Raw genomic sequence first — 9,608 nt, forward strand, 5'->3', positions numbered from 1 at the left:
TTTCATTTCGAATGGAAAGACCGGATCTTCTGAAGGCCGGTGATGAAGTGGAGATGAGCGAATCCAAGCTGAACACTCTGGCAGGCACCATGTATTATTATACAATTGAACCGGCATTGGCCATGAGCGACAATATTCCGGCACTTCGGAGACTGACAAGCCTGCATGCCACAGTCAAGGAAGTCAAGTATGAAAACAGTGTCTATACGGTGGTTGCATATTGTGAGTAGACCGACCGGAATGCTGTTTTGAGAATGTGTCGGACCATTGAAGAAAATGGCGAAAAAAGGGCATTTCTGCGATATTTTTAAGCCTTTTGGTATTCAAGAATATAGGAATTCCTTTGACTTTTGAGGTTAAGTATGGTATGCTGAACATGCTGCAAGAATAACCTGCAGTAAGACCCATTTTTAATTTTTGGAGGACTTTGGAATGAACAAAGGTACAGTAAAGTGGTTCAACAATCAGAAGGGATTCGGTTTTATTTCCGATGAGCAGGGCAATGATGTATTCGTACATTATTCAGGCATCCAGTCCAATGGCTTTAAGTCACTGGAAGAAGGTCAGGAAGTAGAATTCGAAGTCATCGAAGGCCAGAAGGGACCACAGGCAGTGAATGTCGTTAAGTTATAATCCTTCATGCAGTGTGCCTTTTCTAAGATATATTATATTGATTACGAAGTTTGTATTTTTTATTTTAAATGTTAGAATAAGCAGTTGTTTAGAGCGATTATCAGAGAGGGCTATCCGGTTGGATAGCCCTTTTTGTAATGATGCACAGGCAGATTCGCTGAGATGGGCGAAAACGTTTGTGCAGCGCAGGGGTGCATCCATTCTGTATTGACTTTTTTTGAAACTCCATATATGATGATAAGAGGAATTTAAGCGATATTTTAAGATGAAAAAGAGAGGATTAAATGTTTAGAAATTATCTTGATAAAATAGAACGTGATGAGGATGTGCGTAAGAATCTGATCGAGCTGCGCAAACTTTTAAAAACAGAACCCGGAAGTGCAGCCTGGCAGCGTGATCGCCAGAGATGCCTGTCTCTGATGCTGAAGCTTTTGAAGCATGAAGATGCCAAAGTCAGGAAGAATGCGGCATTGATTCTTGGCGAGATGGGATGTCAGGATGCATTGGATGCCCTGTTTTATGCTTATGAATGCGAGGAGAAGCTTTTTGTAAAGAGTGCTTATCTGACAGCCATGAGTCAGTTGGATTACAGGACGTATTTAAACGCTTTCAGGGAGCGGATGGAAGAACTGATGCAGATGGAGATGACGCCGGAGAATCAGAAGCATCTGAATGAGGAATTGAAGCTTTTAAGGGATATGCTGTTGATTGTGGAGAAGCCGGTGAAGCATACATTTACAGGCTATTCGGTGCCTTCAGAGATGATTTTGCTGACCAGTCCCGGGATGGAGCAGCTGACCATTGATGTGATGCCGAGAAATGTGAGAGATGCGGCCAAGGCAATGAGAGGCGGTGTGCGTATTCTGGCAGAACGTCCGGGAGAACTTTTCGGTATCCGTACAGTGAAGGGCTTTATGTTCCGCTTCTGTGCCAATCCGTTGAAGGCAACAGACTATCAGGCTGTTGCGGCGGCAATTCATGATGCCGGACTGACGGACTATCTGAAGAAGCGCCATGAAGGTGACGGACCCTTTTATTTCAGAATTGATCTGCGGACGAAGCTGGTTTTGAATGAAAAGAGTCAGTATGTGAAGCGTCTGGGGGCAGAACTGGAACGCTTGTCCGGACATCATCTGCAGAATTCCGCGTCCAATTATGAATGTGAGCTGCGGATCACAGAGAATAAGCAGGGACAGTACAGTGTTTATTTGATTTTACATACGATAGCAGACAGTCGGTTCAGCTATCGCCGCAATGCTATTGCCACATCGATGCACCCGGTGAAAGCAGCGGAAGTTGTTTCAATTGCCTCTGAATATCTGGCGGATGATGCGGATGTGTTGGATCCATTCTGTGGTACGGCGACGCTTTTGATCGAGCGGTATCGTAAGAGGAAGGCTGCACATCTCTATGGTGTGGATATTTTTGGAGAGGCGATTGACGGAGCCAGAGAAAATGCAAGTCTGGCGAATGTACCGTCTTACTTTATTAACAAGGATTTTGTGGAGTTTTCCCATAGTTATACTTTTGATGAGGTATTGACAGAACTGCCGGCGGGAAGTGACAAGATGACGCCGGATGTTCTCTTTACATTATATAAGAACTTTGTCAGAAAGCTGAACACATGGATGACACCGGGGGGATATGTTATCGTTGTCACAACGGAGAAAGAATGGCTTTTATCCCTGGCAGCAAAGTCGGGATATCTCAAAGAAGAGAAAGAGTGGGCACTTTCCGGCAAAAAAACGCAGTACGTGGTTGTTTTAAGATACAGAGGTTGATGTGATGACCCGGCTTTATTCAATTGGTGACGTTCATGAGATGACGGGGCTTTCAGTATCGGCACTGCGTTATTATGCCGATATGAAGGTTGTCTGTCCTGTCAGGATCGATAGACAGACGGGGTACCGCTATTATGATTTTGATGATATCCAGAGACTCAAAACCGTCGGATATCTCAAGAAGGCGGGATTTTCCCTGGCGGAGATTACGGTTGTGATGGAGGCTGCTTCGGAGGAAGAACGACGGTTGCTGATGTCGGAGCGAATGGAACAGACGCAAAAGCAAATGAAGCGTCTGAAAGAACGAATGTCCATGATGGAGTGGTTGACGAGCCAGAACCCCGCACCGGAGGCGGGGCACGAGAGCTACAGGATCCATCAGAAGCAGATGGATTCTCGAAGAGTTTGGATGACAGAAACGGCGAAGCCATGTGAGGTAGAGGATTTCTATCGGCAGACAGGTGTGCTGATGGCTGAGGAAATGGCAGATTTTCAGAAAATGCGCGGTTACTTATTGGAAGAAACTGCATTTATGGAGGGAAAAAAGCTGGCCATTGAAGGCAGCTTTATCTCAGGCGGAGATTGTGTTTCTACTGAGAAGAACCAGTCTATCCTGCCGAAGGGCAATTATATCTGTATGACTACGGCCATTTTCAGGGAGGATAAGTGGATTCGCGCCCTTTCACGGTATTTTGCGGAAAAGGACATGCGTCCAAGGATCATCCTGGCTGTTTTAAAGCACAAAGATTTTTATAACTGGAGGCATTCTCTGTACGAAGTGCAGATACTGGTATAACAGGCAGCGAATTATTTTTATTTGCGGCATGCCGGGCAGCTTTGTTACAGAGAGATAAATTAATGAATATACAATTAATAGGCATTAGCCACAAAACAGCGCCTGTACAGATACGGGCTCTGTTTGCGTTTACAGATGAAAATAAAAAAGAACTGATGATGCGTATCTGTACGCAGAAGGAAATTCGGGAATGTGTACTGCTCTCAACCTGCAATCGGACAGAGTTGTATACCGTCAGCGAAGAAAATATTTCTGTGCGCAGCGTGATGACTGCAATGCAGCGGATCATGCTTGATATGGCCGGAATCGATGATGCAGGCGAGGTGTCGGAGCATTTGCGGTTTTATCAGGGAACACAGGCGGTGCGTCATTTGTTTTATGTGGCGGCGGGGCTGGATTCAATGGTTTTGGGTGAGGATCAGATCCTCGGTCAGGTGAAAGAAGCCCACAGGACAGCTATGGAGGATGGTTTCAGCGGAACATGGTGCAACAGCCTTTTTCGGATGGCAGTGACAGCGGCCAAGAAAGTCAAGACAGAGACGAAGCTTTCAGGCATTTCTGTTTCAACGGCTACATTGGCGGTGAAAGCGGCGGAAATGTATTTTGGAAGCCTGGAGAATAGAAAGATACTGGTTATTGGTGCCACTGGTAAAATCGGACAGATTATGATGAAAAATATTGCTGCGGATCATCATGTACAGCTATATGCTGCTTCCAGACAGCTGAAATCGGGAGAAAAAGCGGTTCTGGGAACGGATACTCTGTCGGATGGCCATGGAACGAGACATCAGCAGACAGAAGAATATGTGCAGATTGCCTATGCAGACCGTTATCGACTGGCCAACGAGATGGATGTGATTATCAGTGCCACAGCCAGTCCGCATTACACATTGACAAAAGAGGGATGGCAGTCTGGCGTTATCCAAAAGCGCAGAAGAATCCTCATTGACATGGCAGTTCCTATGGATATTGAGGCGGGCATTGAAGACGAGGAGAACAGCCTTTGTCATCTGGATGAGCTGACAAGTCTGTCTGAGAAGAATCAGCATCTGCGTTTTGAAGCGGCTGACAGGGCCCGGGAGATGTTGGAGGAGGATATTGATGATTTCAGACGTTGGGCCTTGTTTCAACAGAACAGACCGCTGATGGATACCTTCAGGGAGCATCTTCTGGCAGATATGGCAGCGAATCCGGAGAAAGGGCTGAACAAGTTCTTTTATCGAGCCAGGGAGGCGGCAGATACAGAGCAGCTTGAGATGTTTTTTGAAGTGTTGAGACAATCTGAGGAGGCGCGGGAAAATGGCTGATTTTCCGTTGTTTATTAACATGGATGGCCGAAAAGTCATGGTCATCGGCGGCGGTTCGATAGCCCTTCGGAAAATCCGTATTTTGATAGAATATGGTGCAGATATACGGATGATTTCATCAAAGATCACGGATGAGTTAAAACTTCTGGCAGATAAGAAATATATAGTCTGGACAAATGAAAATCTGACAGAACACAATCTGGACTATCTGGCCGAAGCATTTCTGGTAATCTGTGCCTCTGATGATAAGGCATTGAATAAGATGGCAGCGGATTATTGCCAGATGCGGCATATACTGGTGGATTGTGCCAATCCGGGGGAGGTCTCGGACTGTGTGTTTCCATCGGTGGTCAGACGGGGCAATATGGTCATTGGTATCAGTACATCCGGCGGTGTGCCTGCACTGACCAGATATTTGCGGGAGAAAATCGAAGTATTGATACCGGAATGGTACGGTGAACTGGAAATAGAGCTTCGCCAGAAGCGCAGAGAGTTGAAAATGTCCGGGCTCGGTCAGTCAGACAGAAAAAAATATCTGAGACAGTGGATTGCAAAAGAAGAGAAAATCAGAGAGGAGGGCAAGGGCCAATATGAAAATCGGAACGAGGAAGAGCCGTCTGGCCATGGTGCAGACGGAAATGGCGGCGGAGGCCATTAAGAAGGTTTTTCCATCCATAGAGATAGAGATTGCCGGATTTGAGACAAAGGGTGATCTGCATCTGGATAAATCCCTGTCAGCTTTCGGCAGCAAAGGAGCTTTTACAAAGGAGCTTGAAGGGGCTATGATGGATGGCCGGATCGATCTGGCCGTTCATAGTGCCAAGGATCTTCCTGTAGAATTGCCGGAAGGACTGACAGTGGGAGCTGTGCTTAAAAGAGGTGACAGCCGGGATGTATGGGTGAGTCTTCGGCGGGAATTTTCTATCATAGAAGAATGCAAAGAAAAGACAGTTGTAGGAACAGGCAGTTTAAGACGTGCTCTTCAGATTCAGCAGATATGTCCCAGTGTTGATATCAGAGATATCAGAGGCAATGTGCCAACACGGCTGAAAAAACTGTCAGAGGAGCTGTTTGATGGGATTATTCTGGCTGCAGCCGGTTTAAAACGGCTGGGATACCTGTCGGATGCCTGTGATGAGACAGGTTGTTTTGAGGCGGAAGGACAGACATTCTTTTATGAAATTCTTCCTAAGGAACAATTCTTTCCGGCAGCGGGGCAAGGTATTATTGCTGTTGAAACAAGGCAGCATGACTGTGAGGACTGCATGCAGGCCATTCATGATGAACAGACATGGCAGATGTTTCTGGCAGAGCGAGCCTTCCTGAAAGCCATTGGCGGCGGCTGCAATGAGGCAGCAGCTGTAGATACGGCTGTGGATGAAGAGAAGATGACGGTGAGGGCACGGTATGCAGCAGACGGAGCACATATGAAGGAAATATCTGTATCAGGGACACGATACGGCGACAGGATGAAAGACCGGCAAATGGCGGTTGATCTGGGATGTCGGGCAGCTCAAAAGCTTCAGAGCGGCAAGGTCTATCTGATCGGAGCCGGACCGGGGGATACAGGGCTGATCACTATGAAAGGTATAGAAGCACTGAAAGAAGCCGATGTGGTTGTCTATGACCATCTGGCGTCGTCATCTCTTTTAAATGAGACGAAGGATGTAGCTGAGTGGATCGATGCAGGCAAGTTCGCAGGAAACCACAGGATGAAACAGTCAGAAATTGAACAGCTGCTGATCGAAAAAGCGATGGCAGGTCATGTTGTTGCCAGATTGAAGGGCGGAGATCCGTTTATATTTGGCCGGGGCGGTGAAGAAGCACTGGCACTGACGGCAGCAGGCATTGACTATGAAGTGATTCCCGGGGTGTCATCGGCCTACAGTGCACCGGCCTATGCAGGTATTCCGATCACCCATCGGGGAAAAGCTTCGTCTTTTCATGTGATTACCGGTCATGAGGATCCTGCCAAGGGGGAAAGTTCGCTGGACTATGACATTCTGGCCAGAGAAGAAGGAACCCTTGTCTTTTTGATGGGACTTTCAAGGTTGAGACAGATCAGTGATCAGTTGATTGAAAAGGGCAAAGATGCCCGGACACCGGCAGCGGTTATCGCTTCTGGAACAACTGCCAGACAGCGCTGTGTAACAGCAGATCTTAGCAGGATTGCCGAGACTGCAGAAGAAGCGTCCATTCAGCCGCCGGCGATTCTTGTTGTGGGGGATGTGGTCAATCTGAAGGAAGCGGTTGACTGGCAGCAGCCAGGGCCTCTTTCAGGCAGGAAAATCCTTGTAACAGCCACAGAAATCATTGCACGACCGCTGGCAGAGTATATCAGACGGCTTGGCGGAGAACCGGTGGTGATGAGCCTGATCGGTGTCAAGGGGCAGGAGATGAGCAGTATAAAGGCGGTTCTGACCTCTCCGGGAAAACGCTGGCTTGTATTTACCAGCAGAAACGGTGTACGATTCTTTTTTGAGCAGATGAAAAAGGAGCAGGTGGATATCAGACGTCTTGGAGACAGCAGGATTGCGGTCATGGGTGCCGGAACCCGCAAAGAACTGGAGAATTGGGGCTGTTATGCGGATCTGGTGCCGGAACAGTCCTGCAGTGAATCCTTGGCAAAAGCCTTGTGTGAGAATGTTCAGTATGATGAAGAAATTTGTCTGTTCAGAGCCGAAGAGGCTTCAGATGTTCTGACAAAGAGGCTGCGGGAAAAACAGTACCGTGTGGTGGACATTCCGACGTACCGCACAGAGATCATGTGGAAAAAGCGGGAACTTTTAAGGGAAATGTTGGAAGATGTGGATGCGGTAACTTTCTGTAGTGCATCAGCGGTCAGTGCCTTTGTACAAATGACAGAGGAACATGACTTGGTGGCAAAGACAATCTGTATCGGACCGGTGACAGCGCAAGCTGCCAAAAAAGCGGGGCTTCATATAGATAAAGTAGCAGAACAATACGATTTGGAAGGAGTGACAGAAGCACTTTGTGATATACTGTCTCAGTAAGCAATAAGCAGACTTTAGCAAGCCGCGGGAATGCAGTTGCGTGTTCGGTGCCTGATAGGTATCGGATAGTGAAATAAAATGAGGTGAGTAAAAGATGAATTTAACCAGAAGACCAAGACGTTTAAGAAGAACCGCACAGATTCGTAATCTGGTGCATGAGGTAGATGTCAGATGTGATGATCTGATCTATCCTGTTTTTGTGACAGAGGGCGAGAATGTACAGTCACCGATTGAATCTATGCCGGGAATTTACCATTATTCCCTGGACAGACTGGCTATTCATTTGAAAGAAGTGTGGGAGAAAGGTGTGCGTGCCGTTATCTTTTTCGGGGTGCCGGATCATAAGGATGCCTGCGGAAGCGGTGCTTACGACCCGGATGGGATTGTACAGCGTGCCTTGAGAATGACAAAGAAACTTTATTCGGAGATGATCTGTATTGCGGATATCTGCCTTTGCGAATACACCGACCATGGTCACTGCGGCGTCATTAAAGACGGGGAAGTATTGAATGACGAGACCCTGGAACTTTTGTCAAAGGCGGCTGTCAGCTGTGCCGCAGCAGGTGCAGATATTGTGGCACCTTCGGATATGATGGATGGCAGAATCGGTCATATGCGTCATACACTGGATGCGGCCGGTTATGCACATACATTGATCATGGCCTACAGTGTCAAGTATGCGTCTGCTTTTTACGGCCCATTCAGAGAGGCGGCAGATTCTGCACCGGCCTTTGGTGACAGAAAAAGTTACCAGATGGATTTCAGAAACCGCAGGGAGGCCCTTCTGGAGACTGAACTGGACATGGAGGAAGGTGCTGATATTATTATGGTGAAACCGGCACTGGCTTATCTGGATATTGTCCGAACCGTCAGTGAAGCTTTTGATCTGCCGTTATGTACCTACAGTGTCAGCGGTGAATATGCCATGATGAAAGCAGCAGCCATGAATGGCTGGATTGATGAAAAGCGCGTGGTGATGGAGAGCATGATCGCTATGAAACGTGCCGGGGCAAAGATGATTATTACGTATTATGCGCCGCAGATTGCAGAGTGGCTGCGGGAAGAAGAGGGACAGAGATAATGAGGAGTCAGAAAATATTTGAAAAAGCCTGTGAACTGATGCCGGGAGGTGTCAACAGTCCTGTGAGAGCCTATAGAGCAGTTGGGATGACGCCGCCCTTTATATTCAGGGCAAAAGGGGCTTATATCTATGATGTGGAAGGTCATCAGTATGTGGATTATGTCGGTTCATGGGGACCGATGATTCTTGGTCATGCCAAGGATGAGGTGGTGAAGGCGGTGACAGCTGCAGCCATCAAAGGCACCAGTTTTGGGGCACCGACTAATGGGGAAGTAGAGCTGGCAGAGCTGATCCGAACCGCAGTCCCTTCCATGGAAATGATGCGTATGGTCAATTCGGGTACAGAGGCGGTGATGAGTGCCATTCGTGCTGCAAGAGGTTATACAGGCAGGGATTATATTGTGAAATTTGAAGGCTGTTATCATGGCCATTCGGATGGCCTGCTGGTGAAAGCCGGTTCAGGGCTTCTGACAGAGAATGTACCGGACAGCGCCGGTGTGCCTAAGGCTTTCACAGATACAACGCTGATCGCCAGATATAATGATCTGGACAGTGTCAGAAAACTGTTTGAACAGTACGGGGACAAGATCGCAGCATTGATCGTGGAGCCAGTGGCAGCCAATATGGGTGTTGTACCGCCGGAAGATGGCTTTCTTCAGGGGCTACGGGATATCACAAAGCAATACGGCGCCGTGCTGATTTTTGATGAAGTTATTACCGGTTTTCGACTGGCTCTTGGCGGTGCCCAGTCCTATTACGGTGTCACACCGGATATGACTACCTTCGGTAAGATTGTCGGCGGCGGTATGCCGATGGCTGTTTACGGCGGCCGCAGAGAGATTATGGATTGTGTATCACCGATAGGGCCGGTTTATCAGGCCGGCACCCTTTCTGGCAATCCGGTGGCAGTGGCAGCGGGAACAGCGATGTTGAAATTATTGATGGAAGATAGGGCTGTGTATGAGCGCCTGGAAGAAAAATCCGCAGGAATTGAGC

9 protein-coding genes are annotated in these 9,608 nt (G+C 47.8%); all 9 read left to right on the forward strand.

The annotated features are described in order from the left end of the window. Positions 1-230 (forward strand): hypothetical protein (locus WMO25_RS09985; RefSeq protein WP_349085172.1); only part of this gene is annotated, 230 nt, incomplete at its 5' end. Positions 231-432: 202 nt separating this feature from the next. Beyond that, the gene (locus WMO25_RS09990; RefSeq protein ID WP_015515333.1) at positions 433-633 is read left to right on the forward strand and encodes a cold-shock protein; all 201 of its coding nucleotides are present in this window, start codon (positions 433-435) and stop codon (positions 631-633) included. 284 nt (positions 634-917) lie between these two features. Next, positions 918-2,414 carry a methyltransferase domain-containing protein gene (locus tag WMO25_RS09995; protein ID WP_349085173.1) on the forward strand — a complete coding sequence of 499 codons (1,497 nt, stop codon included), beginning with the start codon at positions 918-920 and terminating at the stop codon, positions 2,412-2,414. A 4-nt stretch (positions 2,415-2,418) separates the two neighbouring features. Beyond that, complete coding sequence (locus WMO25_RS10000; RefSeq protein WP_349085174.1) at positions 2,419-3,210, forward strand: MerR family transcriptional regulator; 792 nt, start codon at positions 2,419-2,421, stop codon at positions 3,208-3,210. A gap of 62 nt (positions 3,211-3,272) precedes the next feature. Then, positions 3,273-4,517: a glutamyl-tRNA reductase gene (gene hemA / locus WMO25_RS10005; RefSeq protein WP_349085175.1), complete on the forward strand. Its 1,245-nt coding sequence runs from the start codon at positions 3,273-3,275 to the stop codon at positions 4,515-4,517. Then, complete coding sequence (locus WMO25_RS10010) at positions 4,510-5,175, forward strand: precorrin-2 dehydrogenase/sirohydrochlorin ferrochelatase family protein (protein ID WP_349085176.1); 666 nt, start codon at positions 4,510-4,512, stop codon at positions 5,173-5,175. The genes hemA and WMO25_RS10010 overlap by 8 nt, the downstream gene beginning before the upstream one ends. Beyond that, positions 5,108-7,531 carry a uroporphyrinogen-III C-methyltransferase gene (gene cobA, locus WMO25_RS10015; RefSeq protein ID WP_349085177.1) on the forward strand — a complete coding sequence of 808 codons (2,424 nt, stop codon included), beginning with the start codon at positions 5,108-5,110 and terminating at the stop codon, positions 7,529-7,531. Before WMO25_RS10010 ends, cobA begins: the two co-directional genes overlap by 68 nt. A gap of 94 nt (positions 7,532-7,625) precedes the next feature. After that, on the forward strand, positions 7,626-8,612 hold the full coding sequence (hemB, locus tag WMO25_RS10020) for a porphobilinogen synthase (protein WP_349085179.1): 987 nt from the start codon (positions 7,626-7,628) through the stop codon (positions 8,610-8,612). Further along, on the forward strand, positions 8,612-9,608 hold a 997-nt coding region (hemL, locus tag WMO25_RS10025), incomplete at its 3' end, for a glutamate-1-semialdehyde 2,1-aminomutase (RefSeq protein ID WP_349085181.1). The genes hemB and hemL, both read left to right, overlap by 1 nt.

It is taken from the genome of Coprococcus intestinihominis, assembly GCF_040096555.1.
Taxonomy (GTDB): Bacteria; Bacillota; Clostridia; order Lachnospirales; family Lachnospiraceae; genus Coprococcus_A; species Coprococcus_A intestinihominis.